The sequence below is a fragment of the Mycobacterium sp. SMC-2 genome, assembly GCF_025263485.1.
Lineage (GTDB): Bacteria > Actinomycetota > Actinomycetes > Mycobacteriales > Mycobacteriaceae > Mycobacterium.
Genome location: NZ_CP079863.1, coordinates 3,183,298 through 3,209,071 on the forward strand (window position 1 = coordinate 3,183,298; position 25,774 = coordinate 3,209,071).

Below are 25,774 nucleotides of genomic sequence, written 5' to 3' on the forward strand. Positions count from 1 at the left end.
GATGCCCGCCGGTAACGGCCTTGCGGTACGGGTGATTCCCTGCCTGGACGTCGACGCCGGGCGGGTGGTCAAGGGGGTCAACTTCGAAAACCTGCGCGACGCGGGCGATCCCGTCGAGCTCGCCGCCGCCTACGACGCCGAGGGCGCCGACGAACTCACCTTCCTCGACGTCACCGCCTCGTCGTCGGGGCGGGCCACCATGCTGGAGGTGGTGCGCCGCACGGCCGAGCAGGTTTTCATCCCGCTGACCGTCGGCGGCGGGGTTCGTACCGTGGCCGACGTCGACGTCCTGCTGCGCGCGGGGGCCGACAAGGTTTCGATCAACACCGCCGCGATCGCGCGGCCCGACCTGCTGGAAGAACTGGCAAGGCAGTTCGGCTCGCAATGCATCGTGCTGTCGGTCGACGCCCGCAGCGTGCCCCCGGAGTCGGCGCCGACACCGTCCGGCTGGGAGGTCACCACCCACGGCGGACGCCGCGGGACGGGCATCGACGCCGTCGAATGGGCCTCGCGCGGCGCCGATCTGGGCGTGGGGGAGATCCTGCTGAACTCGATGGACGCCGACGGCACCAAGGCCGGGTTCGACTTGCCGATGCTGCGGGCGGTGCGCTCGGCGGTCACCGTGCCGGTGATCGCCAGCGGCGGCGCCGGAGCGGCCGAACACTTCGCGCCCGCGGTCTCCGCCGGCGCGGATGCGGTGCTGGCGGCCAGCGTCTTTCACTTCCGGGAGCTGACCATCGGCCAGGTGAAGGCCGCCATGGCGGCCGAGGGGATCACCGTGCGATGACACTGGACCCGCAGATCGCCGCGCGGCTGAAGCGGAACGCCGACGGCCTGTTCACCGCCGTCGTGCAGGAGCGCGGCACCGGCGACGTGCTGATGGTCGCCTGGATGGACGACGCGGCGCTGGCCCGCACGCTGGAAACCCGTGAGGCGACGTATTATTCGCGGTCCCGCGCCCGGCAGTGGGTCAAGGGCGCGACGAGCGGCCACACCCAATACGTGCACTCCGTGCGGCTGGACTGCGACGGCGACACCGTGCTGCTGACGGTCGACCAGGTGGGCGGCGCCTGCCACACCGGCGACCACAGCTGCTTCGACGCCGACGTGCTCTTGCGACCCGAAACCTAGCTTGATGCGGGCCTAGGCGAAACGGCCCCCGGTGCTAACTCGCGGCGCGGTGCCGGCGCTGGGCGGCCAGGAATTCGGCCCAGGACACCATCTCGGGGTGCTGCCTGTGCAGGGCTCGGCGCTGGCGTTCGGTCATCCCGCCCCAGACGCCCCACTCCACTCGGTTGTCGAGCGCCTCGGCGCCGCACTCCAGGACCACCGGGCAGTGCCGGCAGATAGCCGCGGCTTTTCGCTGGGCGGCGCCGCGCACGAACAACCCGTCCGGGTCGCCGGTACGGCAGAGCGCTCTGGAAACCCAGGCAGCGCGATCCTCCGTGTTCACACTGCGGAGATGGTCGTGAATTGAATTATTGTTGCCCCGTTGTGCGGTGATTTGGCGAGCTGACACCGCTTTCCCCCTTCACTCCGGCCGCGCTGAAGATCAGCGTTCAGACGTGCCTGTCTTGACTTCCCTCCGGTGAAGCCCGTGTAAACCCGAGGCGAATGTTGCGACCGTATGAAACGACGTCGGGCGAACGTAGGGGCTATTGTCACAAGCGTCAAAGGACTTTGGTTCAAGGAACGCCGCAGCATCTCTGCGGGCCCCTCGCAATGCGCCACTTGGGCCCGGACAGGCACCGGGTTCGGCGTCGACGAGGTGGTCCGGGTTCTTGAATCGCTCCTCCGCCGGGCATGCTTTTGAGGCCGGCGATGCGGCACCGACGGATTAGCGAGGACCCGCGTCCGTCTCGGTTCGCCCGACCGGGTGCCTTCGAAGAGAATGGCGGTCGATGTTGAGACGGGTGTCGTGGACGGTGGTTGTGCCGTTGCTTTCCGTCCTGGTGCTGGCATTGATCTGGGGCGAGGAGCTGGGCCCGGCGCTGGTCGCGCTGGCGGCGGCATTGCTCATCGGCGCCGTGCTGGCCGCGGTGCATCACGCGGAGGTGGTCGCGGCCCGGGTCGATGAGCCGTTCGGCTCGCTGGTGCTCGCGGCGGCGGTGACGGTGATCGAGGTGGCCCTCATCGTCTCGCTGATGGCGTCGGGGGGCAACGAGGCCGCGACCCTGGCCAGGGACACCGTTTTCGCCGCGGCGATGATCACCACCAACGGCATCGCGGGGTTGTCGCTGCTGCTCGGCTCCCGGCGCTACGGGGTGACGTTGTTCAACGCCGAGGGCAGCGGCGCCGCGCTGGCTACGGTCACCACGCTGGCGACGCTGAGCCTGGTGCTGCCCGCGTTCACCACCAGCCAAGTGGGCAGGGAGTTCTCTCCGGCCCAGCTGGCCTTCGCGGCGGTCGCCTCGCTCCTCGTCTACCTGGTCTTCGTCTTCACGCAGACGGTGCGCCACCGCGACTTCTTCCTGCCGGTCGCGCAGAAGGGTCAGCGCAAGCGACTGTTCGAGGACGAAAGCCATGCCGAGCCGCCGAGCCGCGGCGCCGCGCTGGGCAGTCTGGGGCTGCTGCTGGTAGCCCTGGTCGCGGTGGTGGGGCTGGCTGAGGAGGAATCGCCGGCCGTCGAGCGGGCGGTGACCGCGGTCGGGTTCCCGCAGTCATTCGTCGGCGTGGTGATCGCCGCGCTGGTGCTGCTGCCGGAGACGCTGGCGGCCGCGCGCGCGGCGCGCCAGGGCCGCATTCAGACCAGCCTCAACCTGGCGTATGGGTCGGCGATGGCCAGCATCGGGCTCACCATCCCGGTGATCGCGCTGGCGTCCATCTGGCTCAAGGGGCCGCTGGTGCTCGGCTTGGGCCCCATTCAGCTGGTGCTCCTCGCGCTTACCGTCGTGATCAGCATGCTGACCGTCGTTCCCGGGCGGGCCACCCGGCTGCAGGGCGAGCTGCATCTGGCGCTGCTGGCCGCCTACGTGTTCCTGGCGATCAGCCCGTAGCCGCTGACCGGCCGCGCAGTGTCTCCAACGCCTTGTCGGCGTGGGTGTTCATGCTGAACTCGCTGGAAATCACATCGAGCACCGTGCGATCGGTGTCGATGACGAAGGTGGTGCGCTTGACGGGCAGCAGCTTGCCGAGCAGGCCGCGCTTGACGCCGAACTGCGCGGCGACGGTGCCCTCGGTGTCCGACAGCAGCGGGTAGTCGAACTTCTGCATGTCGGCGAACTTGGCCTGCTTGGCCACGGGATCGGCGCTGATGCCGACCCGGTTGGCGCCCACGGCGGCGAATTCGGCAGCCAGGTCCCGGAAGTGGCACGCCTCCTTGGTGCAGCCGGGCGTCATCGCGGCGGGGTAGAAGAACAGCACCACGGGCCCCCCGGAAAGCAGCTCGCTGAGCTTGCGCGGCGTCCCCGCCTGGTCGGGAAGTTCGAAGTCCGCGACGGTGTCACCAGCTTTCATGTCGCGAGCGTAGCGCCACCGCGAATCTGCCAGGCGCAAAAACGCAGCCTCGTTACGCTCGCGGAACCCTCGATCCCCATCTGGGAGGATGGTTCGGTGCACGCCCACCTCGCCGCGACGACCTCACGAGAGGACTTCCGCCAGCTGGCCGCCGAGCACCGCGTGGTTCCGGTGACCCGCAAGGTGCTGGCCGACAGCGAGACGCCGTTATCGGCCTACCGCAAGCTCGCCGCCAATCGCCCGGGAACGTTCCTGCTGGAGTCCGCCGAGCACGGCCGGTCCTGGTCGCGATGGTCGTTCATCGGCGCGGGCGCGCCGTCGGCGCTGACCGTGCGCGACGGCGAAGCGGTGTGGCTGGGGGCGGTGCCGCAGGACGCGCCCACCGGCGGAGACCCGTTGCACGCGCTGCGGGCCACCCTCGAGCTGCTGGCCACCGGGCCGCTGCCCGGGCTGCCGCCGTTGTCCGGTGGCATGGTCGGGTTGTTCGCCTACGACATGGTGCGGCGCCTGGAACGCCTGCCCGAACTGGCCGTCGACGACCTGCACCTGCCCGACATGCTGCTGCTGCTGGCCACCGACGTGGCGGCGGTCGACCACCACGAGGGCACCATCACCCTGATCGCCAACGCGGTGAACTGGAACGGCACCGACGAGCGCGTCGACGAAGCCTACGACGACGCGCTCGCCCGCCTGGACGTGATGACCGCGGCGCTCGGCCAGCCGCTGCCGTCCACGGTCGCCACGTTCGACCGGCCCGAGCCGCGTTTTCGCGCGCAGCGCACGGTCGAGGAGTACGGCAAGATCGTCGACTACCTCGTCGAGCAGATCGCCGCCGGCGAGGCCTTCCAGGTCGTCCCCTCCCAGCGCTTCGAGATGGACACCCATGTCGACCCGATCGACGTGTACCGGATGCTGCGCGTCACCAACCCCAGCCCGTACATGTATTTGCTGCACGTGCCGAATGACGCTGGCGGAACGGACTTTTCGGTCGTCGGGTCCAGTCCGGAGGCGCTGGTCACCGTCCACGACGGCTGGGCGACGACGCACCCGATCGCCGGAACGCGCTGGCGCGGGCGGACCGACGAAGAGGATCAGCTGCTGGAAAAGGAGCTGCTGGCCGACGACAAGGAGCGCGCCGAACACCTGATGCTGGTTGACCTGGGCCGCAACGACCTTGGCCGGGTCTGCGCGCCGGGCACCGTGCGGGTCGAGGATTACAGCCACATCGAGCGCTACAGCCACGTCATGCACCTGGTGTCGACGGTGACCGGGATGCTCGCCGAGGGCCGGACCGCCCTGGACGCCGTGACGGCCTGCTTCCCGGCCGGCACGCTGTCGGGCGCGCCGAAGGTGCGGGCTATGGAGCTGATCGAAGAGGTGGAGAAGACGCGTCGCGGCCTCTACGGCGGCGTGGTCGGCTACCTGGACTTCGCCGGCAACGCCGACTTCGCGATCGCCATCCGCACCGCGCTGATGCGCGACGGCACCGCCTACGTCCAGGCCGGCGGCGGGGTGGTGGCCGACTCCAACGGTCCGTACGAATACACCGAGGCCTCCAACAAGGCCCGCGCGGTGCTCAACGCGATCGCCGCCGCCGAGACGCTGACCCCGCCGGATGCCGGCCGCCATGACTGAGGCCCGCCCGAATCGGCGTGCCCGGCTGACCGTCGGGGTCGCGCAAGCGTTGCTGGTGCTGTCCGCGGCGGCGTTGTGGGCGGCATCCCGGTTGCCGTGGGTGGTGATCCGGTCGTTCGACGGCCTCGGTCCGCCACGCGACGTGACGCTGTCCGGCGGGTCATGGTCGACGGCACTGGTGCCGTTGGCGGTGCTCATGCTGGCCACGGCCGTGGCGGCGATCGCGGTGCGCGGCTGGCCGCTGCGGGTGCTGGCGGGGCTGTTGGCGGTGGCCAGCCTGGCGGTCGGCTACCTCGGGATCAGCCTGTGGGCGCTCCCGGACGTCGCCGTGCGTGGGGCCGACCTGGCGCACGTCGCGGTGATGTCGCTGGTGGGCAGCGAGCGGCGCTACACCGGCGCGGGCATCGCGGTGGCCGCCGCGGCGTGCACCTTGATCGCGGCCGTCCTGTTGCTGCAGTCGGCCGGCGATCCCGGGTCGGCGCGGTTGAGCGCGGAAAAGTATGCGGCGCCTGCGACGCGCCGATCAAATGTCCTACGCGGCGACGACGATGGCGCGATGCTGGAGCAGCCGGAGACGCCGGAAATGTCGGAGCGGATGATTTGGGACGCGCTTGACGAGGGCCAGGACCCGACCGATCGGTCCCCCGAGTCGGACACCGAGGGTCGGTGAGTGGCCGCAAGCCGAGGGTCGCTACCCTTCATTCACGTCGTCGCGATCGGCTGGAATTTGTCAGAAAGGCCGTGGGGTGACGATGGGTACCAGCGCGAAGGGAAGCACCAGGCATGAGTCCGGCTACCGTGCTTGACTCCATCCTCGAGGGAGTCCGGGCCGACGTTGCGGCGCGCGAAGCTCTCATCAGCCTCTCCGAAATCAAAGCCGCCGCTGCCGCCGCCCCGCCACCGCGTGACGTGATGGCCGCCCTGCGCGAGCCCGGCATCGGTGTCATCGCCGAAGTCAAGCGCGCCAGCCCGTCGGCGGGTTCCCTGGCCACCATTGCCGATCCGGCAAAGCTGGCCCGGGCGTACGAGGAGGGTGGAGCCCGGATCATCAGCGTCTTGACCGAGGAGCGACGTTTTCGCGGATCGCTCGACGACCTCGATGCGGTTCGCGCCGCGGTGTCCGTACCGGTACTGCGCAAAGACTTTGTCGTGCAGCCGTATCAGATCCACGAAGCGCGCGCGCACGGCGCCGACATGCTGCTGCTCATCGTTGCCGCGCTGGACCAGTCGGCTCTGGTGTCGATGCTGGACCGCACCGAATCACTGGGCATGACAGCCCTCGTCGAGGTGCACACCGAGGAGGAGGCCGACCGCGCGCTGAAGGCCGGGGCGAACGTAATCGGCGTCAACGCACGTGATCTCGCGACGCTGGAGGTGGACCGGGATTGCTTCGCGCGCATCGCCCCCGGGCTGCCCAGCAACGTGATCAGGATCGCCGAGTCCGGTGTCCGTGGCACCGGGGATCTGCTGGCCTACGCCGGTGCCGGTGCGGACGCCGTCCTGGTCGGCGAGGGTCTGGTCAAAAGCGGTGACCCGCGCGCCGCGGTCGCCGACCTGGTCACCGCGGGTACCCACCCGTCCTGTCCGAAACCGTCTCGCTAGTCGGCAAGGCACGTGAAGAGCCCCGGCGCTGAAACGTTGAACCTCATGAGCCGTCCCCGCGCAGAGCCTTCGTGATGGTCAACCTCTCCCGCCCGGAGCTTCCCCTTCCGAGCGCAGCCATCGCCGAACCCACCCGCCACGAACCCGATGCGGGTGGCCATTTCGGTGTGTACGGCGGCCGTTACGTCGCGGAGGCGTTGATGGCGGTAATCGAAGAGGTCACCGCCGCCTACGAGAAGGAACGCATCAATCCCGACTTCCTGGACACCCTGGACGATCTGCAGGCCAACTACGCCGGCCGGCCCTCGCCGCTGTACGAGGCCAAGCGGCTGTCCGAGCATGCCGGCTCCGCACGGGTCTTCCTCAAGCGAGAAGACCTGAACCACACCGGTTCTCACAAGATCAACAACGTTCTCGGTCAGGCATTGCTGGCCAAGAGAATGGGCAAGACCCGGGTCATCGCCGAAACCGGCGCGGGTCAGCACGGCGTCGCCACGGCCACCGCATGCGCCTTGCTCGGCCTGGAATGTGTCATCTACATGGGCGCCGTGGACACCGCGCGGCAGGCGCTCAACGTGGCGCGGATGCGGTTGCTGGGCGCCGAGGTGGTGTCGGTCCAGAGCGGCTCGAAAACGCTCAAAGATGCCATCAACGAGGCGTTTCGCGATTGGGTGACCAACGCCGACAACACCTACTATTGCTTCGGCACCGCGGCGGGACCGCATCCGTTTCCGGTGATGGTGCGCGATTTTCAGCGAATCATCGGGCTGGAGGCGCGGGTGCAGATCCAGGCCCAGGCGGGCCGGTTGCCCGACGCGGTCGTGGCCTGCGTCGGCGGCGGATCCAACGCCATCGGTATCTTCCACCCGTTCATCGACGACCCGGGCGTGCGCCTGGTCGGCTTCGAGGCGGCCGGTGACGGCGTCGAAACCGGAAGGCACGCCGCGACTTTCGCGGGCGGTTCACCGGGGGCGTTCCAGGGGTCCTTTTCCTACCTGCTGCAGGACGAGGACGGACAGACCATCGAATCCCATTCGATCTCAGCGGGTCTGGATTATCCCGGGGTGGGTCCCGAGCACGCGTACCTCAAGGAGACCGGCCGCGCCGAATACCGGCCGATCACCGACTCGGAAGCGATGGATGCGTTCGCACTGCTGTGCCGCACCGAGGGAATCATCCCGGCCATCGAATCGGCGCACGCGGTCGCCGGCGCGGTCAAGCTCGGCCCCGAACTGGGTCAGGGCGCGATCATCGTGGTGAACCTGTCCGGCCGGGGCGACAAGGACGTCGAGACGGCCGCGAAATGGTTCGGCTTGATGGGGGCCGGCGAGCGATGACCGTGCAACAGAGGCAAGCCAGCAGGCTGGGGCCGGTATTCGACAAGTGCCGCAAGGAGAATCGAGCGGCGCTGATCGGCTACCTGCCCACCGGTTACCCCGACGTGTCGGGCTCGGTGGACGGGATGATCGCCCTGGTCGAATCCGGTTGCGACATCGTCGAAGTCGGTGTGCCCTACTCGGATCCGGGCATGGACGGCCCGACCATCGCCCGGGCCACCGAGGCCGCGCTGCGCGGGGGAGTGCGCGTCCGGGACACGCTCGCCGCGGTCGAGGCGATCAGCGCGGCCGGTGGGCGCGCGGTGGTGATGACCTATTGGAATCCGGTGTTGCGATACGGGGTCGACGCATTCGCGCGCGACCTCGCGGCGGCCGGCGGGCACGGCATGATCACTCCGGACCTCATCCCCGACGAAGCCGGCCCGTGGCTGGCCGCAGCTGAGGAGCATCAGTTGGATCGCATTTTTCTGGTGGCGCCGTCCTCGACGCCGCAACGGTTGGCGATGACCGTCGAGGCATCGCGGGGATTCGTCTACGCCGCTTCCACCATGGGCGTGACCGGGGCACGTGACGCGGTGTCGCACGCCGCACCCGAATTGGTGCAACGGATAAGGGCGGTGTCGGACATACCCGTCGGCGTCGGCCTGGGGGTGCGGTCGCGGGAGCAGGCCGCGCAGATCGGCAGCTACGCTGACGGGGTCATCGTCGGCTCCGCGTTGGTATCGGCGCTCGGCGAGGGTGGGTTGCCGGCGTTGCGGGCGCTGACCGAGGAACTGGCCGCCGGTGTCCGGCAGGAGGCGTCCGCCCGATGACGATGTTGCCGACGTACTTTCCCAGCCCGCCCCGAGGTGTCTGGCACCTTGGGCCGCTGCCCATTCGCGCCTACGCGTTGTTCATCATCATCGGCATCGTGGTGGCGCTGCTGATCGGCGACCGCCGCTGGGAGGCCCGCGGCGGGCAGCGCGGCGTCATCTATGACATTGCGTTGTGGGTTGTGCCGTTCGGGTTGGTCGGCGGCCGGCTCTATCACCTGGCGACCGACTGGCGGACATATTGGGGGCCGGGCGGCGCCGGGTTGGGTGCGGCGGTGCGCATTTGGGACGGCGGCCTGGGCATCTGGGGCGCGGTGGCGCTCGGTGCCGTCGGCGCGTGGATCGGTTGCCGGCGGCACGGCATTCCGCTTCCGGCCTTCGCCGACGCGGTGGCTCCCGGAATCATCTTGGCGCAGGCCATCGGCCGGCTCGGCAACTATTTCAACCAGGAGCTCTACGGCCGGGAAACCACGCTGCCGTGGGGTTTGGAGATCTTCTACCGCCGAGACCCCTCGGGATACATCGATCCCCACTCGTTGGACGGTGTCTCGACCGGGCAGGTGGCGCTCGTCGTGCAGCCCACGTTCCTGTACGAATTGGTTTGGAACGTCCTGGTTTTCGTCGTGTTGATCTACGCCGACCGGCGATTCAGGTTGGGCCACGGGCGACTGTTCGCCCTGTATGTGGCCAGTTACTGCATCGGGCGCTTCGGCGTCGAGCTGCTTCGCGACGACACCGCCACCCACATCGCGGGCATCCGGATCAATTCGTTCACATCGACTTTCGTGTTCATCGGGGCCGTGGTGTACCTGATGGCAGCTCCGAAGGGGCGCGAGGCGCCCGAGAGCCTGCGCGGCACCGATCACGGCGCCGGGGAATCCCGGGCAGCGGAGCCGGCGGAGGAGTCACCGACCGCCGTCTCGGCCGAGGCGACGACTGCGGCGGTGGCGGTGCCCGACGGGGAAGACGAATCGGCGGAGACGGAGGAGGCCGTCCAAGTCGACGAGCCCCAGACCGCGGAGCCCGAACCCGAGGAGCCCGAAGCCGAGGAGCCGGAAGCCGAGGCTGAAGCGGCGGAAGCCGAAGAGCCACAAGTAGAAACAGAAGAGCCCGAAGCCGAGGAGCCCGAGGCGGAAGCTGAAAAGGCGGATGCCGAAGAATCCGAAACAGACGAGCCCGAAGCCGAAGAGCCCGAAACAGAAGAGCCGGAAGCCGAGGCGGACGATCAATCCGAGCCAAAACCGGCGCAGGAGGCGGCCGAACCCGCTTCGGCCGCCGAGCCGTACAAGGAAACCCGTCGTCGCTGGAGGCTGCGAAGGAATCGGCCGTCGAACCCCGAGTAGCCGGCGCGATCTGGCATGCTGAACGGGTGACGCAACCCCATCCCGCTGGACAAGCGGCGGAACAGTGTCACGGCCAGCGCCGCCCGGGACGTTACGTCGCCGCCGGTACCGCCGCGGTGCTGGGTGGCGCGCTCGGCTACGTCGGTCTGGTCGACCCGCACGACACGAATTCGTTGTACCCGCAATGCCCCTTCAAATTGCTCACGGGCTGGAACTGCCCGTTCTGCGGCGGCCTGCGCATGACGTACGACCTACTACACGGCGACCTGCTCGCCGCCGTCAACGCGAATGTCTTCCTGCTGGTCGGCCTCCCGATGCTGGCCGGATGGTTGCTGATTCGCCGCGGCCGTGGCAAACCGGCGCCGTCGACGCCGGCTTGGCTGACGATGGTGCTGGCCGTCATCGCGTGGACGGTGCTGCGTAACCTGCCCGGCTTCCCGCTGTTTCCGGCGATTAAGAGTGGTTAGCCGCGCCCTGCGCGACAGCCCGTGCGTGGGGCCACGCGACTATGCTGTGTCGGCGTGAGTAGACGCGGGAAGATCGTCTGCACCCTTGGCCCTGCGACGAATTCGGACGAGCTGATTCTGGCGCTGGTCGAGGCCGGAATGGACGTTGCCCGGTTGAACTTCAGTCACGGCGACTACTCCGACCACAAAGCCGCCTACGAGCGGGTGCGGGCAGCGTCGGACACCACCGGCCGCGCGGTCGGTGTACTCGCCGACCTGCAGGGCCCGAAGATTCGGCTGGGGCGTTTCGCCACCGGGTCCACCTACTGGGCCGACGGCGAAACCGTGTGCATCACCGTCGCGGACTGCGAAGGCACACACGACCGCGTGTCCACCACCTACAAGAAGCTGGCCACGGACGCGTCGGTCGGTGACCGGGTACTGGTCGACGACGGCAAGGTGGGTCTGGTCGTCGACCGCATCGACGGCGACGACGTCATCTGCACCGTCGTCGAGGGTGGCCCCGTCAGCAACAACAAGGGCATCTCGCTCCCCGGCATGAATGTGTCCGCACCGGCCTTGTCGGACAAGGACATCGAGGACCTCACGTTCGCGCTGGATCTCGGTGTCGACCTGGTCGCGCTGTCGTTCGTGCGCTCCCCGTCCGACGTCGAGTTGGTGCACGAGGTGATGGATCGGATCGGCCGGAGGGTGCCGGTGATCGCCAAGCTGGAGAAGCCGGAAGCCGTCGACAACCTGGAAGCGATCGTCCTGGCGTTCGACGCGATCATGGTGGCCCGCGGCGACCTGGGCGTCGAATTGCCGCTCGAAGAGGTGCCGCTGGTGCAGAAGCGGGCGATCCAGATGGCCCGGGAGAACGCCAAGCCCGTCATCGTGGCGACCCAGATGCTCGACTCCATGATCGAAAACTCACGGCCGACGCGCGCCGAGGCCTCCGACGTCGCCAACGCCGTGCTCGACGGCGCCGACGCGGTGATGCTGTCCGGCGAAACGTCGGTGGGGAAATATCCGCTGGCGGCCGTGCGGACGATGGCGCGGATCATCTGCGCCGTCGAGGAAAATTCCACCGCCGCTCCGCCGCTGACGCACGTGCCGCGCACCAAGCGCGGGGTGATCTCCTATGCCGCCCGGGACATCGGCGAGCGCCTGGACGCCAAGGCGCTGGTCGCTTTCACCCAGTCCGGTGACACCGTCAAGCGATTGGCGCGGCTGCATACCCCGCTGCCGCTGCTGGCGTTCACCGCGTGGCCCGAGGTGCGCAGCCAACTCGCCATGACCTGGGGCACGGAGACCTTCATCGTCCCGATGATGACGTCCACCGACGGCATGATCCGTCAGGTGGACAAGTCGCTGCTGGAACTCGGTCGCTACAAGCGCGGTGACCTGGTGGTGATCGTGGCCGGCGCGCCACCTGGCACAGTGGGGTCGACCAACCTGATCCACGTGCACCGGATCGGCGAGGACGACGTCTAGGCAATCGAGCCAAGGAGAGGCCGCGATCAGCACCGATTCCGATTTCCAGGAACTGCTTGCGACCCTCGAGCTCAGGCGGGTCGCCGACGACCGATTTCTTGGCTCTCACCCCAGCAAGAACCCGATGCGGACGTTCGGTGGCCAGCTCATGGCCCAGTCGTTCGTCGCGAGCAGCCGCACGCTGGTCCGGGAGGACCTGCCGCCCAGTGCGCTGTCGGTGCACTTCGTCAACGGCGGCGACACCGCCGAGAACATCGAGTTCCACGTCACCCGGCTGCGTGACGAGCGGCGCTTCGCCAATCGGCGCGTCGACGCCGTGCAGGACGGCATGCTGTTGTCCTCGGCGCTGATCTCGTACATGGCCGGCGGCCGCGGCCTCGAACACGCTGTCGAGCCGCCGCAGGTGGGGGAGCCCGAAACCCAGCCGCCGATCAGCGAGCTGCTGCGCGGCTACGAGCAGACCGTTCCGCACTTCGTCAACGCCCTACAGCCGATCGAGTGGCGCTACACCAACGACCCGGCCTGGGTGATGCGGCAGAAGGGCGATCGGCTCCCGCACAATCGGGTTTGGATGAAGGCCGGCGCCAAACTGCCGGACGACCCCGTTCTGCACACCGCGACCATGGTGTACTCCTCCGACACCACGGTGCTGGACTCGGTGATCACCACCCATGGCCTGTCGTGGGGTTTCGACCGCATCTTCGCCGCCTCGGCCAACCATTCGGTGTGGTTTCACCGGCAGGTCAACTTCAACGACTGGGTGCTGTATTCGACGTCGTCGCCGGTGGCCGCGGATTCGCGCGGGTTGGGCGCCGGTCACTTCTTCGAGCGCTCCGGCCAGGTCCTGGCGACGGTGGTCCAAGAAGGGGTGCTGAAATACTTTCCGCCCGCCCGCCGATAGACAGGGCGGAATACCCGCAGGACATCGCGGTGATTCCCGCCCGGCAGGGCCGGAATCGGGCGTAAGTTCCTAGCAGCCGGGTATTCGGTGCAGAGGCGGCGAACAGCCGCCCAGCTGGAACGTCAGCGCATCGGGAGGTGAGTGTGAGCGGGACCGCCGTTGACGCCTCAGTGAGGGCCCGCGCGCGCGAACGCGTCGTCGTCTCGGTCGATTCGCGGGCGGCCCGGTTGGTCGGTGCCCTGGCCCTGCTCATCGCCACCTGCTGGTTGGTTGAAATTCTCTACCGTCATCACTACCAGCCGGCCTGGCACTACGCCGGCCGGTTGGCCTGGTCGCTGACGGTCCTGGTCGCGGTGGCATGGATCGCGCGCGGCATCTTCTTGGGCCGGCCCGTGACGGCCATGCACGCCGCCGCGGCCGCCGCGTTCGTGCTGGCGGGCCTGGGCCTGCATGTGCTGTCGTTCGACCTGCTCGGTGACCTGGTGATCGCCAGCTCCGGGATGGTGCTGATGTGGCCGACGTCGTCGCACCCGCATCCCGAGGACCTGCCGCGGGTCTGGAAGTTGATCCAGGCCACCAGGGACGACCCGCTGGCGCCATTCGCGATGCAGACCGGCAAGAGCTACCACTTCACCGCGGACGGCAGCGCGGCGCTGGCCTACCGGACGCGGCTGGGCATCGCGGTGGTCGGCGGTGACCCGATCGGCGACGAGACGCGATTCCGCGAGTTGGTCATCGGCTTCGCCGCCATGTGTCACGCCCACGGCTGGCGCATCGCGGTGGTGGGCTGCAGCGAGCGGCGGCTCGGATTGTGGAACGACGCCGCGGTGCTCGGACAGTCGTTGCGCGCCGTGCCGATCGGGCGCGACGTGGTCGTCGATGTCAACGGTTTCGACATGGTGGGCCGAAAGTTCCGCAACCTGCGCCAGGCGGTGAAGCGCTCCCACAACTGCGGCATCACCACCGAGATCGTCGCGGAACAGGAGCTCGACGGTGAGGTGCTGGCCGAGTTGACCGAGGTGGTGCGGTCGTCGAGCAAAGCGGCCCACACCGAACGCGGATTCCACATGAACCTCGACGGTGTGTTGGAGGGCCGGTTCCCCGGCATCCAGCTGATCATCGCCCGGGACGCCTCGGGCAAGGTGCAGGGATTTCACCGATACGCGACGGCCGGCGGCGGCAGCGACATCACCCTCGACGTGCCGTGGCGCCGGCGCGGAGCGCCCAACGGCATCGACGAACGACTCAGCATCGACATGATCATGGCCGGCAAAGAAAATGGGGGAGAACGGCTTTCGCTTGCCTTCGCGGCGTTCCCGGAAATCTTCGACGAGAAGGATCGAAGCCGCACCCAGCGCGTCTTCTATCGGCTGATCCATGTCCTCGACCCGTTGATCGCGCTCGAGTCGCTGTACCGGTACGTGCGTAAGTTCCACGCGCTGGACGCCCGGCGCTACGCCCTGGTCTCGATGACGCAGATCGTCCAGCTGTTGATCGTGTTGCTCTCGCTGGAGTTCATGCCGCGCCGGCGACACCTCTGAGCGCATCCACGTGCAGTTCGCGACAGCCGATGTCGTTGGGTAGGTGGTGGGTAGCCACCACCACGGTCCGATCCGCGGGCAGCAGCGTGGGATTCGGTCCCAACAGGTCGCGCAGGATCGGTTCGGCGTCGGCCGCGTCCAGGTGTTCGGTGGGCTCGTCGAGCAGCACGATCCGGGCGGGTGAGAGCACAGCGCGCGCCAACAGCAGCCTTCTGCGCTGACCACCCGAAAGTGCTTGGGCGCCGGCGGTTAACACAGTCGACAGGCCATCGGGAAGGCCGGCGAGCCAGGCGCCGAGCCCGACGGCGTCCAGCGCGGCCACCAGTTCGTCGTCTCGGCAGTCCCCGCGGGCGACCAGCAAGTTGTCTCGGACGGTGGTGGCGAAGACATGGGCGTCCTCGGCGAAAAAGCCGACGGCGCGGCGCAGTTCCTCGTCGTCGAACTCGGTCAGGTCGGTGCCGTCGAGCGTCACCGCTCCCTCCAGTGGGGGCAGCAGCCCGGCGAGTGTCATCAACAGCGTCGTCTTGCCGGAGCCACTGGCGCCCGTGACCGCCAGCCGGTCGCCCGGCGGTAGGTCCAGCGTGATGCGGTTCGGTCGGCCTCCCTCGACATGGCCGGGCCGGATGTCGGCGGCCAACACGCCGGCGCCGAAGGGTTTCGGCCCGGCTCCGGCCGGTTTGTCGGGCCGCCGCGGGCGGTCGGTCGCCGTCAGGTCGAGCAGCCGCCGCGCCGCGATGCGCGACCGCGTCAGCTGGACCGCGGCGGCCGGTAACGGTGTCATCGCCTCGAATGCCGAGAGCGGCAACAACATCAGGACGGCCAGCGTGGTGGGCGCGACCGAGGACGCCAGCCCGATGCCGGCCACCACCGCCCCGAGCGCGCTGGCCCCGATGGCGGCGGTGGGCACGGCCTCGGCGATGGCGGCCGGTCTGGCAGCGGCGTCGAGGGCGGCGCCCCACGCCCGTTGGCGGCGTTGCGATTCGGCGATCACCCGGGGCAGCAGGCCGGCGACGCGAAGCTCGGGCGCGTGTTCCAGGGCGATCATCGACGACGTGTCGCGCTCGGAATGACGCTGCCGGGCAACGGCTTCCTGCGCGACCGCGGCCCTCGCCGCGATCCGCGGCGCGACGAAGCCCGCGACCACCAGGCAGACCGCCAGCACCGCTGCGGCCCACAGTGAGATGGCCGCGACGACGGCGGTCGCCGCCAGCCCCAGCACCGCCGCGACACCGATCGGCACCACGGCCCGCACCAGCACGTTGGCCAGTTCTTCGACGTCGGAGCCCACTCGTGTCACCAACTCGCCGCTGTGCAGGCGGATGGCGTCGGCCGCGGGCCCGTGGGCCAGCCGGTGATAGATCCCCGCCCGGGCGGTGCCGGCCGCACGCAGCGCGGCGTCGTGGGTGACCAGTCGCTCGCAGTAGTGCAGCACGCCCCGCGAAATCGCGAACGCGCGCACCGCGACGGCCGCGACTGACAGGTCCAGCACGGGCGGCATCTGCCAGGCGCGCGTGATGAGCCAGGCCGAGACGCCGGCCAGCGCCAGCGCGCTGCCGAGCGACAGCACGCCGAGCGCGATGGCCGCCGCGATGCGGGGGAGTCTCGGACGCAGCAGCGGTGCGGCCGCCAAGAGCGGATCAGACTGCGGCATAACGCGCCCCGCTGTCGGCGACCACCTCCACGACCCGGTCACCGATGGCCAGAACCGGTTCGCGGTGCCCGACGACGACCACGGTGGCCCCGGCACGGGCGCGCTCCACGATCGCCCGCAGCACGCGTTGCTCGGCGCGGGCGTCCAGGTGCGCCGTTGGCTCGTCGAGCAACAGCACCGCCGCGGTCGACCCGAGCGCTCGGGCCAGGCCGAGCCGTTGCCGCTGCCCCAACGACAGGCCGACGCCGCCGCGGCCGAGCAGGGTGTCCGGCCCGTCGGGCAGGCCGGCCAGCACGGTATCGAAATCGGAAGCCGCGCAAGCCTTCTCAAGGTCGCCCAGGTCGCCGAACAGCGCCAGGTTGTCGCGGACCGTGCCCGGGACGAGCGCCGGGCGCTGCGGCAGCCAGGACAACTGCCGCCACCATGCGGCCGGGTCCAGGTCGGTGACGTCGATCCCGTCGACGGTGACTCGGCCGGATGACGGCACGGTGATACCGGTGATCGCCTGCAGCGCCGTGCTCTTGCCGGCGCCATTGCGTCCGGTCAGCACCGTCACCGAGCCCGGTTCGATGAGCGCGGTGAGGTCGCGCGGCGCGTCGCCGTCGCGGCCTGCGACGCTGAGCCTGTCGAGGCGGATCTCCGCCCCGCGGGCGCTGACCGTGCGATCCTGGGTCTTCTTCGGGTGGGCCGGCCCGCCGATGAGGGCGAAGGCCTTGTCGGCGGCGGTCCTGCCGTCCTGCGCGGCATGGAATTCGACGCCGATCCGGCGCAGCGGCCAGTAGACATCGGGCGCCAGCAGCAGCACCGTGAGGCCGGTCGCCAGTGTCATCTGGCCGAACACCAGGCGCATCCCGATGCCGACCGCGATCAGCGCCACCCCCAGCGTCGCGAGCAGTTCCAGCACGAGCGCCGACAGGAAGGCGATCCGGAGCGTGGCCATGGCCGAGCGCCGGTGCGCGGCAGCGAGTTCGGCGATGCGGTGTTCGGGTCCCCGGCTGCGTCCCAGCGCCCGCAGGGTGGGGATGCCGGCGATGAGGTCGAGTAAGCGGCCCTGCAGGGTCGTCATGGCGGCCAATGCCGCCGCCGACCGGTCGGCGGTCGCCAGGCCGATCAGCACCATGAAGATCGGTATGAGCGGCAGGGTGATCGCCACGATCGCCGCCGATTTCAGGTCGTAGGCCGCGATCACGGCGACGGTCGCCGGGGTCAGGATGCCGGCGAGCAGCAACGTGGGCAGGTACCCGGTGAAGTAGGGACGGAGGCCGTCGAGACCCCGGGTGACCACCACCGCGGCGTCGTCCCGCTGGGCGGCGAGTTCACCGGGCTGGCGGGCGGTCACCGCCGTCAGCACCTGACCGGACAGATCTGCGATGACCGCGCTGGCGCCGCGTTGGCCCAGCCGGGCCTGAACCCAGTGCGCGAGCGTGCGAATCGTCCATAGCGCCACCAGGATCGACAGCGGCCCGAGCCAGGCGCGCAGGCTGCGCGCCGAGTGATCGCCGACGGCGCGGGCGACCACGCTCGCGAGCACGATCGCCGAGCCGATCGCGCAGCCGGAGATCACCACCCCGCAGCACACCGTCGCGGTCAGGTAGCGGCGCAAGGAGGTCGATGCCCGCCACAGTCGCGGGTCCAGTGGGCCCCGCGCGCGTGAGCCGGGCGGCGAGTCCGTTGCGCTCAGGACGCACGCCTCGCCAGGCCGATGGACGGCGGTATCCGATCCGCCGAGATGCGTTGCCGGAATACCCAATACGTCCAGGCCTGGTACACCACCGTCAGCGGGGCCATGAACGCGGTCACCCATGTCATGACCTTGAGGGTGTAGGGCGTCGACGAGGCGTTGTAGATCGTCACGCTCCACTCTGTGTTCAGCGTCGAGGGCACCAGGTTGGGGTATAGCGCACCGAACAACAGGATCACCACGGCCACAACGACGGTCGCCGCGCACGCGAACGCCCAGCCGTCGGACACGCGCCGCCACACCAACAGCACCGCCGCCAGCTGCGCCACCACCGCGACCGCGAGCACCAGCCAGGTCCAGTCCTTGCCGTAGGCCAGTTGGGTCCAAACCCCGAAGCCCGCAACCAATCCGGTCACCGGAAGCGACAGCCACACCGCCAGCCGATGGGCGTCGTCGCGGATGGCGCCCGAGGTCTTCAGCGAGATGAACACCGCGCCGTAGAGCAGGAACAGCCCGGCGGTGGCCAAACCGCCCAGCAGGGTGTAGGCGTTGAGCACGTCGGTGATCGACAGGTTGACGTGGCCGCGGGCGTCCACCGGAAGGCCACGGACCAGGATGGCGAACGCCACGCCCCACAGCAGCGCCGGCAGCCACGACCCGGCGGCCATGCCGAAATCTGCCCAGCCGCGCCACTTCGTGTCGTCGATCTTGCCGCGCCACTCAATCGCCACGGCGCGCAGGATCATGCCGAAGAGGATCGCCAGCAGCGGCAGGTACAGCGTGGAGAACACGGTGGCGTACCAGCCGGGAAAGGCGGCGAACATCGCTGCGCCGCCGACGATCAGCCAGACCTCGTTGCCGTCCCAGACCGGGCCGATGGTATTCAGCGCCGTGCGCCGGATGGGTTCGGGATCACCGATGCCGAGGCGCGCGAGCGGCTCCATCAACATGCCCACCCCGAAGTCGAAGCCCTCCAGCACGAAGAAACCGACGAACAGCAACCCGATGATGCCGAACCACAACTGTTGCAGTCCCATCGGTCAGCTCCTTTCCAAGTTCGTGGGTCCCGGCCTAATAGGCGAACGAAAGCGGTGCCACCTCTTCCTCGCCGGGCGCCGGCGGGGGAGCCGGTTCGGCGTCGTGTTCCCGCGGCCCTTCGGTGATGTAACGCTTGAGCAGGAAGAACCAGATGACCGCGAGCACGGCGTAGACGAGGGTGAAGGTCACCAGGGAGGTGATGACCATGCCGGGCGCATGTTGTGAGACGGCTTCACGGACCGTGAACCGAACCTGTTGGTCGCCGGTCGGATTGGGCGCCACGATCCAGGGTTGCCGGCCCATTTCGGTGAACACCCACCCGGAGATGTTCGCCAGGAACGGCGTGGGAATGGTCAGCAGCGCCAGCCAGGAAAACCATCGCTGGTTGGGCACCCGGCCACCGCGGGTGACCCACAGCGCCGCGAGCGCGAACAACACCGGAATGGCAAGGAAGCCGATCATCGCGCGGAACGACCAGTAGGTGACGAACAGGTTGGGCTTGTAGTCATCCGGGCCGAACCGCTGCTCGAAGTCCCGCTGGATATCGCGCACGCCCTGCAACGTCACGTCGCTGGTCCGGCCCTGGGCGAGGAACGGCAGCACGTAGGGCACCTCGATGACACCCTTGACCCCGTCACAGTTGTTGTGCCTGCCGACGGTCAGAATGGAAAAGTCGGGGTCCGTCTGGGTGTCACACAACGTCTCGGCCGACGCCATCTTCATCGGTTGCTGAACGAACATCAGCTTGCCCTGCTTGTCGCCGGTGAAGAACAGGCCGACGGCGGCGAGCAGCACCACCCAGCAGCCCAGGATGGCCGCCGGGCGAAACATGGTGCGGGCGTTGGATTCGCCGGCGGGGGTGGCGGTTTCGGCGCGGCGGGAACGGACCAGGAACCAAGCGCTGACGGCGGCGACGAACGTCGCTGCGGTCAGCAACGCGCCGGTGACCGTGTGGGTAAATGCCCATCGCGCAGTGTTATTGCCCAGCAGCGCGGTGATGCTGTGCAGCTCGGCCCGATGTGTCGCCGGGTTGTAGTGCGCGCCGACCGGATGTTGCATGAACGAGTTCGCCACGATGATGAAGAACGCCGACACGTTGACACCGATCGCGACGATCCAGATGCACGCCAGGTGTATCAACTTCGGCAGGCGGTCCCAGCCGAAGATCCACAATCCGATGAAGGTGGACTCGAAGAAGAAGGCGAACAACCCTTCCATGGCCAGGGGCGCGCCGAAGATGTCGCCGACGAACCGCGAGTACTCGCTCCAGTTCATGCCGAACTGAAATTCCTGGACGATCCCCGTCGCCACGCCGATGGCGAAGTTGATCAGGAATAACTTGCCGAAGAACTTGGTGAGCCGATACCACGCGGTGTCCCCGGTGGCCACCCACACCGTCTGCATGACGGCCAGCAGGGGTGCCAGACCGATCGTGAGCGGCACGAAGATGAAGTGGTAGACGGTGGTGATACCGAACTGCCACCGCGAAATATCGACGACATTCATCCGTCATCTCCCCAAAAACGGAGCCGTACGCACGGCTACTACGAACTGTAGTAGAAAGCCGGGGGTGGCGCTACCGAGGGCCGCCTCAGCCGGCCAGGTTCTTCGAAGCCTTCCGGATGCCGAAGGACGACACGATTTCGAAGATGCCGAGGACCACGAACCACACCCCGACCACGAGTGCCAGCGTGACAATCGATTCCAGCGGTGATGCCAGGACGACGATGCCGGCGAGCAGACTGATCACGCCGATGAAGATCGCCCATCCCCGCCCCGGCAGCTGCGGGTCCTGGATGGCCGAAACCGTCGTGGCCACACCGCGGAAGATGAAGCCGATCCCAATCCAGATGGCCAGCAACAGGATTGCGTTACCGAAATGGCGGAATGCCAACAGTGCCAGGATCAGCGACGCTGCTCCGCTGATGAACAACAAGATCCGGCTGCCCGCCGAAACATGCAGGCTGAACGCGAAGAGCACCTGCGCGAAACCGGTGATCAGCAGATAGACACCGAAGAGGACGGCGGCGACCAGGACGGTCCTGCCGGGCCAGGCCAGGATCAGGACGCCAAGGACGAGCGAGAGGAATCCCGACAACAAGGTCGATTTCCACAGATGGGGCAACAAACTTGGAGCAGGGGGAGATCCAGGTGTAGTTTGCATGGCCGCAGTCTGGCACAAACGCCGCCCTGGGTATAGAGCACTTCGGCTACACGTGGGCCCTACGTGAAGCCTCGGCCGACAGATCGGTGGTTTCCTTGGTGGTTTCGCTGGCCGCCTTGCGCCCGATCAGATACCAGGTACGCATGAGTCCTTTACCTTTGACGTCGATGTGGCCGCGCTCCTGCAACACGAATTCGTCCTTGAGACGCTCGTACATGGCCTGGGGCACCTGAATTCGGCCCACCGAGTCGGTGGATTCCATCCGGGACGCGACATTGACGGCGTCGCCCCACACGTCATAGAAGAAGCGGCGGGAGCCCACGACACCGGCGACCACGGGCCCGCACGCCATGCCCACCCGCAGCGGAACGACGTTGCCGTGCGGATCCTGCAGTCCGGCCGCAACATTGGCCATCTCGAGGGCGAAGTCCGCGAGCGCCTGGGCGTGGTCGGGCCTGGCGCGCGGGACGCCGCTGACCACCATGTACGAGTCGCCGCTGACTTTGATCTTCTCGAGGCCGTGCTTGTCCACGAGCGCGTCGAAAGCGCTGTACAGCCGGTCGAGAAAGCGCACCAGGTCGGCCGGCGCCGTGCTGCTGGCCCGCTCGGTGAATCCGACGATATCGGCGAACAGGACCGAGGCCACGTCGTACTTGTCGGCGATCACGCCGCGGTCGGGCTCCTTGAGCCGCTCGGCGATGCTGGCCGGCAACATGTTGGACAGCAACGCCTCCGAGCGGTCGTACTGCGCCTCCATTTCTGCCTCGGCGCGTGCGGTGTCACGCAGAGCGAACCACACGGTCACGACGACCATCACGACGCTGGAGATCGTTGTGACGACAAAACCGGTCGATTGCACCCAGGCCGGCTGCAGCCCGGTGTCGCGGGGGATCAGGAATTCGACCGCGATGATCAGACCGGCGGCCACGGCGGCCAGCGCGGACGCCAAAACGATGTGTTCGATGCCCAGCAACAGCACAACGATGCAGGCGCCCACCAGGAAGAAGAGTTGTGCTCCCGACCTGGTGCCGACGTCCACGCAGCTGGCGAAGACCGACACGTAGGCCGTGCCCAGAAAGGTCAGCGGGGCAATCAGTTCGCCGAATCGCTGCAGCCACGGCACCGCAGCGAAGACCATGGCGCCGAGGACGTTGATCGAGCTGACCTGCCACAACCAGCTTCCGCTGAAGATCTGCACCAGGACGAAGCTCACGCTCACGGTGACGGCCAGCCACGCGGTGATGGTCAGGACCCGGGCCCGGCGGGCGGCCGCGGCGGCGTAGTGCTGATGGCGGTCGCGCGTCTGTGCCCGCACCACGGCCACGTAGTCCGGGCGTCTCGATGAGCCATCCGATACGGTTGGGGCGCCGCATTTCTTTGCCGCCACGTTCAAAGCGTAACCGCTGAGCACGCGTTTGTCGGCCGTGTTACCGCGCCGGCGCCGAGGCGGCTGTCCAGTCAATCGGTTGCGAGCCAGTCGGACATGTGGTGTGGCGAGAGTGCCCCGTTGGGCATGATGTGGCACACCTCGTGTCCGTCCCGGGTGGCCAGGTCGGCGATCATGCGGCGGTGGCAGCGCCACCAGGTCGGCTCCCCGCACATCACCGCCACGTTGCACGCGTCGGCATCGCGCAGCAGCCGCTCGTATGCGGCTTGAAAGCCCGGCGTGCGGGTGTGGGCCGCGTAGTTGGCGAATGCCCGGTTTTGCCACCACAGGTCGCGCGGTACCGGTTCGGTGGGCGGCTTGCGTCGCCCACCGAGATCCGGTTCGTGGCGATAGGCGATCCCGGCGGCGCCCAGCCAGTCCGGCATCGCTTCCTTCGACACGTCGGGGTTGCGCCGGGACCCGGGAAAACTGCGGACGTCGACCAACAGCGTGATGCCGTGCCGGCGAAGCGCGGCGGTGATTTCCTCGGCGGTTTTCGCCCCGTGGCCGATGGTGTACAGCATTGTCACAGAGTGCCCTCGGTGGGATTCGAACCCACACTGGACGGGTTTTGAGTCCGTTTCCTCTGCCAGTTGGGATACGAGGGCTTACCGGCCTCCTACCTTAGAGGCAGCCTCCCACCATAAAGGATTTGGTGCCGGCCACCGTCTCACCGCCCCCGAGGTCGCTGGTTTGCGGCGTTCACGACACAATGTCCGACATGACAGGCCCCACGACCGACACCGACGCCGCCGTGCCGCGCCGGGTCCTGATCGCTGAAGACGAAGCGCTCATCCGCATGGACCTCGCCGAGATGCTGCGAGAGGAGGGTTACGACATCGTCGGGGAGGCCGGCGACGGACAGGAAGCCGTCGAGCTGGCCGAACAACATAAGCCCGACTTGGTGATCATGGACGTGAAGATGCCGCGCCGCGACGGGATCGACGCGGCGTCGGAGATCGCCAGCAAGCGCATCGCACCGATCGTGGTGCTGACCGCGTTCAGCCAGCGCGACTTGGTCGAACGGGCCCGCGATGCCGGGGCGATGGCCTACCTGGTGAAGCCCTTTACGATCAGCGACCTGATTCCGGCTATCGAGTTGGCGGTCAGCCGCTTCGCCGAAATCAGCGAGCTGGAACGCGAAGTGGCGACGCTGTCCGAGCGGCTGGAGACCCGAAAGCTCGTCGAACGCGCCAAGGGCCTGCTGCAGGCCAAGCAGGGCATGACCGAGCCCGAGGCGTTCAAGTGGATTCAGCGCGCCGCCATGGACCGGCGGACCACCATGAAACGCGTCGCCGAAGTCGTCCTGGAAACCCTCGACACACCCGACGAGTAATTCGAGTGTGCGTTGACGGCTTTGCGTGTGCGTCCAGGGCGACAAAACCGCAGAAATCTCGCCTTGGGTGCACACCGAAAGCCGCCATCGCACACTCGATGTGGTGAGCCGCGTCGAGCCCGCACAAATCGCGGCGGGTTAAGTGCGCCCTAGCGCGCGACGATCACCGACGAGCCGTGCCCGAACAGGCCCTGGTTGGCGGTGACGCCGACGGTGGCGTTCTCCACCTGCCGGCCGGTCGCCTGACCCCGCAGCTGCCAGGTGAGCTCGCACACCTGCGCGATGGCCTGCGCGGGGATGGCCTCGCCGAAGCAGGCCAGCCCGCCCGACGGGTTGACCGGCACCTTGCCGCCGATGGTGGTCGCGCCGCTGCGCAACAGCGCCTCGGCCTCACCCTTGGGGCAGAGCCCGAGGTGCTCGTACCAGTCGAGCTCCAGCGCGGTGGACAGGTCGTAGACCTCGGCCAGGCTGACGTCCTCGGGTCCGATGCCCGCCTCGGCGTAGGCCGCGTCCAGGATCTGGTCCTTGAACACCCGGTCCGGCGCGGGCACCGCGGCGGTGGAATCCGTTGCGATGTCCGGTAATTCGGGCAGGTGCTGCGGGTAGCGGGGGGTGACCGTGCTGACCGCGCGCACCGACGGCACGCCGTCGAGCGAGCCCAGGTGCTTGCGGGCGAACTCGGCGCCGGCCACGATCAGGGCCGCCGCGCCGTCGGAGGTGGCGCAGATGTCGAGCTGCCGCAACGGGTCGGCCACCACCGGGCTGGCGAGCACGTCATCGACCGATGCTTCCTTGCGGTAGCGGGCGTTCGGGTTCTGTAGGCCGTGCCGCGAGTTCTTCACCTTCACCTGAGCGAAGTCATCGGCCGTCGCGCCGTAGAGGTCCATCCGGCGGCGCGCCAGCAGCGCGAAATACACCGGGTTCATCGCGCCGATCAAGTGGAACCGCTGCCAGTCGGGATCGTTCTTGCGTTCCCCGCCGACGGGGGCGAACGCGCCCTTCGGGGTGGTGTCGGCGCCGATCACCAGCGCGACGTCGCAGAAACCGGCCAGGATCTGGGCGCGCGCGCTCTGCAGCGCCTGCGAGCCGCTGGCGCACGCGGCGTAGCTCGAGCTGACCGGCACGCCGTTCCAGCCGAGCTTCTGGGCGAACGTCGACCCGGCGATGAAGCCCGGGTAGCCGTTGCGAATGGTGTCCGCGCCGGCGACCAGCTGGATCTGCCGCCAGTCCAGGCCGGCCTCGGCCAGCGCGGCGCGCGCGGCGACCACCCCGTATTCGGTGAAGTCGCGGCCCCACTTGCCCCACGGGTGCATTCCGGCGCCGAGGATGTAGAGCGGTTCGGGCGTACTCATGGTCAGGCCACCTTCCACGCGTACACGATGCGCTGCACGCCGTCGTCGTCGGTGAACAGCGGCATGGTGGTCAGCTCCATCTCCATGCCGACCTTCAAATCGGCGGCCAGCGTCCCCTCGACAACCTTGCCCAGCACAATGAGTCCCTCATCGGCCAGCTCGACCGCGGCAATGGCGAAGGGCTCGAAGGGATCCGGGGCGGGGTAGGGCGGCGGGGGCGGATACCGGTTTTCGGTGTAGCTCCACAGCGTGCCCCGACGGGACAACGCGACGGACTCTAGTGTGTCGCTGCAGCAGCCGGGGTTGGGGCAGTTGTTCTCCCGCGGCGGGAAGACGTAGGTGCCGCACTCGGGGCACTTGCTGCCGATCAGGTGGGTGCTTCCGGCGTCGTCTGTGGCGAACCACCCGTCGATCGCGGGTTCTTGGCTGGTGACCTCTGGCACTCGGCCAGACTACCCAGCCCCACCCTAAAACTGAAACGTGTTGCAGTTCCGCGGCAGCGGCTGGCTCGTCGGTCTGGGTGCCTAGAGTGATAGCCGTGCCCGCCGCTACCGCTCAG

General features: G+C 68.3%; 24 protein-coding genes, 1 tRNA gene and 1 pseudogene. 14 read left to right on the forward strand and 12 right to left on the reverse strand.

Annotated elements, in window-relative coordinates; all coding sequences use genetic code 11:
• Nucleotide 1: 1 nt before the first annotated feature.
• Entirely contained in the window at nt 2-787 is a 786-nt protein-coding gene (gene hisF, locus KXD96_RS15000; RefSeq protein ID WP_260736774.1) for an imidazole glycerol phosphate synthase subunit HisF, read from the forward strand.
• Complete coding sequence (hisI, locus tag KXD96_RS15005) at nt 784-1,131, forward strand: phosphoribosyl-AMP cyclohydrolase (RefSeq protein WP_260736776.1); 348 nt, start codon at nt 784-786, stop codon at nt 1,129-1,131. Before hisF ends, hisI begins: the two co-directional genes overlap by 4 nt.
• 34 nt (nt 1,132-1,165) lie before the next feature.
• Here hisI and KXD96_RS15010 read toward each other — a convergent pair whose 3' ends face one another.
• On the reverse strand, nt 1,166-1,504 hold the full coding sequence (locus tag KXD96_RS15010) for a WhiB family transcriptional regulator (RefSeq protein ID WP_396878807.1): 339 nt from the start codon (nt 1,502-1,504) through the stop codon (nt 1,166-1,168).
• A 397-nt stretch (nt 1,505-1,901) separates the two neighbouring features.
• On the opposite strand from KXD96_RS15010, the gene KXD96_RS15015 reads away from it, so the two are divergent.
• Nucleotides 1,902-2,996: a calcium:proton antiporter gene (locus tag KXD96_RS15015; protein WP_260736780.1), complete on the forward strand. Its 1,095-nt coding sequence runs from the start codon at nt 1,902-1,904 to the stop codon at nt 2,994-2,996.
• Here KXD96_RS15015 and KXD96_RS15020 read toward each other — a convergent pair.
• A complete protein-coding gene (locus tag KXD96_RS15020) occupies nt 2,986-3,456 on the reverse strand; it encodes a peroxiredoxin (protein ID WP_260736783.1) in 471 nt (156 codons plus the stop codon). The two genes, KXD96_RS15015 and KXD96_RS15020, sit on opposite strands and share 11 nt — an antisense overlap.
• 96 nt (nt 3,457-3,552) lie before the next feature.
• On the opposite strand from KXD96_RS15020, the gene KXD96_RS15025 reads away from it, so the two are divergent.
• From KXD96_RS15025 to KXD96_RS15070, 10 genes are all read left to right on the forward strand, one after another.
• Nucleotides 3,553-5,091 carry an anthranilate synthase component I gene (locus tag KXD96_RS15025; protein WP_260736788.1) on the forward strand — a complete coding sequence of 513 codons (1,539 nt, stop codon included), beginning with the start codon at nt 3,553-3,555 and terminating at the stop codon, nt 5,089-5,091.
• Complete coding sequence (locus KXD96_RS15030) at nt 5,084-5,761, forward strand: TIGR02234 family membrane protein (protein WP_260736791.1); 678 nt, start codon at nt 5,084-5,086, stop codon at nt 5,759-5,761. The genes KXD96_RS15025 and KXD96_RS15030 overlap by 8 nt, the downstream gene beginning before the upstream one ends.
• A gap of 113 nt (nt 5,762-5,874) precedes the next feature.
• Complete coding sequence (gene trpC, locus KXD96_RS15035) at nt 5,875-6,693, forward strand: indole-3-glycerol phosphate synthase TrpC (protein ID WP_260736793.1); 819 nt, start codon at nt 5,875-5,877, stop codon at nt 6,691-6,693.
• A 74-nt stretch (nt 6,694-6,767) separates the two neighbouring features.
• Nucleotides 6,768-8,030 carry a tryptophan synthase subunit beta gene (trpB, locus tag KXD96_RS15040; RefSeq protein WP_396876674.1) on the forward strand — a complete coding sequence of 421 codons (1,263 nt, stop codon included), beginning with the start codon at nt 6,768-6,770 and terminating at the stop codon, nt 8,028-8,030.
• Nucleotides 8,027-8,842: a tryptophan synthase subunit alpha gene (gene trpA / locus KXD96_RS15045; RefSeq protein ID WP_260736798.1), complete on the forward strand. Its 816-nt coding sequence runs from the start codon at nt 8,027-8,029 to the stop codon at nt 8,840-8,842. Before trpB ends, trpA begins: the two co-directional genes overlap by 4 nt.
• Complete coding sequence (locus KXD96_RS15050; protein ID WP_260736801.1) at nt 8,839-10,185, forward strand: prolipoprotein diacylglyceryl transferase; 1,347 nt, start codon at nt 8,839-8,841, stop codon at nt 10,183-10,185. The genes trpA and KXD96_RS15050 overlap by 4 nt, the downstream gene beginning before the upstream one ends.
• 26 nt (nt 10,186-10,211) lie before the next feature.
• On the forward strand, nt 10,212-10,652 hold the full coding sequence (locus KXD96_RS15055) for a DUF2752 domain-containing protein (protein WP_260736805.1): 441 nt from the start codon (nt 10,212-10,214) through the stop codon (nt 10,650-10,652).
• Nucleotides 10,653-10,706: 54 nt separating this feature from the next.
• Entirely contained in the window at nt 10,707-12,125 is a 1,419-nt protein-coding gene (gene pyk, locus KXD96_RS15060) for a pyruvate kinase (RefSeq protein WP_260736807.1), read from the forward strand.
• Between the two features lie 25 nt (nt 12,126-12,150).
• Nucleotides 12,151-13,026, forward strand: a complete 876-nt coding sequence (locus KXD96_RS15065) for an acyl-CoA thioesterase II (RefSeq protein WP_260745392.1) — start codon at nt 12,151-12,153, stop codon at nt 13,024-13,026.
• Between the two features lie 143 nt (nt 13,027-13,169).
• Nucleotides 13,170-14,567 carry a bifunctional lysylphosphatidylglycerol flippase/synthetase MprF gene (locus KXD96_RS15070; protein WP_260736814.1) on the forward strand — a complete coding sequence of 466 codons (1,398 nt, stop codon included), beginning with the start codon at nt 13,170-13,172 and terminating at the stop codon, nt 14,565-14,567.
• Here KXD96_RS15070 and cydC read toward each other — a convergent pair.
• From cydC to KXD96_RS15110, 8 genes and pseudogenes are all read right to left on the reverse strand, one after another.
• Nucleotides 14,480-16,218 (reverse strand): annotated as a pseudogene (gene cydC / locus KXD96_RS15075) (thiol reductant ABC exporter subunit CydC). The gene KXD96_RS15070 and the pseudogene cydC sit on opposite strands and share 88 nt — an antisense overlap.
• Entirely contained in the window at nt 16,205-17,797 is a 1,593-nt protein-coding gene (gene cydD / locus KXD96_RS15080) for a thiol reductant ABC exporter subunit CydD (protein ID WP_260745393.1), read from the reverse strand. Before cydD ends, cydC begins: the two are co-directional and overlap by 14 nt.
• 98 nt (nt 17,798-17,895) lie before the next feature.
• Entirely contained in the window at nt 17,896-18,936 is a 1,041-nt protein-coding gene (cydB, locus tag KXD96_RS15085; RefSeq protein ID WP_260736816.1) for a cytochrome d ubiquinol oxidase subunit II, read from the reverse strand.
• Nucleotides 18,937-18,970: 34 nt separating this feature from the next.
• Complete coding sequence (locus KXD96_RS15090; protein WP_260736817.1) at nt 18,971-20,443, reverse strand: cytochrome ubiquinol oxidase subunit I; 1,473 nt, start codon at nt 20,441-20,443, stop codon at nt 18,971-18,973.
• 85 nt (nt 20,444-20,528) lie between these two features.
• Nucleotides 20,529-21,119, reverse strand: a complete 591-nt coding sequence (locus KXD96_RS15095; protein WP_260736819.1) for an HdeD family acid-resistance protein — start codon at nt 21,117-21,119, stop codon at nt 20,529-20,531.
• Between the two features lie 28 nt (nt 21,120-21,147).
• Nucleotides 21,148-22,488: an adenylate/guanylate cyclase domain-containing protein gene (locus KXD96_RS15100; protein WP_260736820.1), complete on the reverse strand. Its 1,341-nt coding sequence runs from the start codon at nt 22,486-22,488 to the stop codon at nt 21,148-21,150.
• Nucleotides 22,489-22,559: 71 nt separating this feature from the next.
• Nucleotides 22,560-23,051: a DUF488 family protein gene (locus KXD96_RS15105; protein ID WP_260736822.1), complete on the reverse strand. Its 492-nt coding sequence runs from the start codon at nt 23,049-23,051 to the stop codon at nt 22,560-22,562.
• A 10-nt stretch (nt 23,052-23,061) separates the two neighbouring features.
• Nucleotides 23,062-23,135, reverse strand: a tRNA-Leu gene (locus KXD96_RS15110).
• Nucleotides 23,136-23,248: 113 nt separating this feature from the next.
• Here KXD96_RS15110 and KXD96_RS15115 point away from each other — a divergent pair.
• The gene (locus tag KXD96_RS15115; RefSeq protein WP_260736824.1) at nt 23,249-23,863 is read left to right on the forward strand and encodes an ANTAR domain-containing response regulator; all 615 of its coding nucleotides are present in this window, start codon (nt 23,249-23,251) and stop codon (nt 23,861-23,863) included.
• A gap of 149 nt (nt 23,864-24,012) precedes the next feature.
• Here the strand turns inward: KXD96_RS15115 and KXD96_RS15120 are convergent, their stop codons facing one another.
• Complete coding sequence (locus tag KXD96_RS15120; RefSeq protein WP_260745394.1) at nt 24,013-25,221, reverse strand: lipid-transfer protein; 1,209 nt, start codon at nt 25,219-25,221, stop codon at nt 24,013-24,015.
• Entirely contained in the window at nt 25,218-25,658 is a 441-nt protein-coding gene (locus KXD96_RS15125) for a Zn-ribbon domain-containing OB-fold protein (protein WP_260736834.1), read from the reverse strand. Before KXD96_RS15125 ends, KXD96_RS15120 begins: the two co-directional genes overlap by 4 nt.
• Nucleotides 25,659-25,774 lie beyond the last annotated feature (116 nt).

Bases quoted from the DNA above. Each gene is read 5' to 3' on its own strand.
- hisF (WP_260736774.1), top strand. From the start codon at position 2: ATGCCCGCCGGTAACGGCCTTGCGGTACGGGTGATTCCCTGCCTGGAC.
- hisI (WP_260736776.1), top strand. From the start codon at position 784: ATGACACTGGACCCGCAGATCGCCGCGCGGCTGAAGCGGAACGCCGAC.
- KXD96_RS15015 (WP_260736780.1), top strand. From the start codon at position 1,902: ATGTTGAGACGGGTGTCGTGGACGGTGGTTGTGCCGTTGCTTTCCGTC.
- KXD96_RS15020 (WP_260736783.1), bottom strand. From the start codon at position 3,456: ATGAAAGCTGGTGACACCGTCGCGGACTTCGAACTTCCCGACCAGGCG.
- KXD96_RS15030 (WP_260736791.1), top strand. From the start codon at position 5,084: ATGACTGAGGCCCGCCCGAATCGGCGTGCCCGGCTGACCGTCGGGGTC.
- trpC (WP_260736793.1), top strand. From the start codon at position 5,875: ATGAGTCCGGCTACCGTGCTTGACTCCATCCTCGAGGGAGTCCGGGCC.
- trpB (WP_396876674.1), top strand. From the start codon at position 6,768: ATGGTCAACCTCTCCCGCCCGGAGCTTCCCCTTCCGAGCGCAGCCATC.
- trpA (WP_260736798.1), top strand. From the start codon at position 8,027: ATGACCGTGCAACAGAGGCAAGCCAGCAGGCTGGGGCCGGTATTCGAC.
- KXD96_RS15050 (WP_260736801.1), top strand. From the start codon at position 8,839: ATGACGATGTTGCCGACGTACTTTCCCAGCCCGCCCCGAGGTGTCTGG.
- cydB (WP_260736816.1), bottom strand. From the start codon at position 18,936: ATGGGACTGCAACAGTTGTGGTTCGGCATCATCGGGTTGCTGTTCGTC.
- KXD96_RS15090 (WP_260736817.1), bottom strand. From the start codon at position 20,443: ATGAATGTCGTCGATATTTCGCGGTGGCAGTTCGGTATCACCACCGTC.
- KXD96_RS15105 (WP_260736822.1), bottom strand. From the start codon at position 23,051: ATGCTGTACACCATCGGCCACGGGGCGAAAACCGCCGAGGAAATCACC.
- KXD96_RS15115 (WP_260736824.1), top strand. From the start codon at position 23,249: ATGACAGGCCCCACGACCGACACCGACGCCGCCGTGCCGCGCCGGGTC.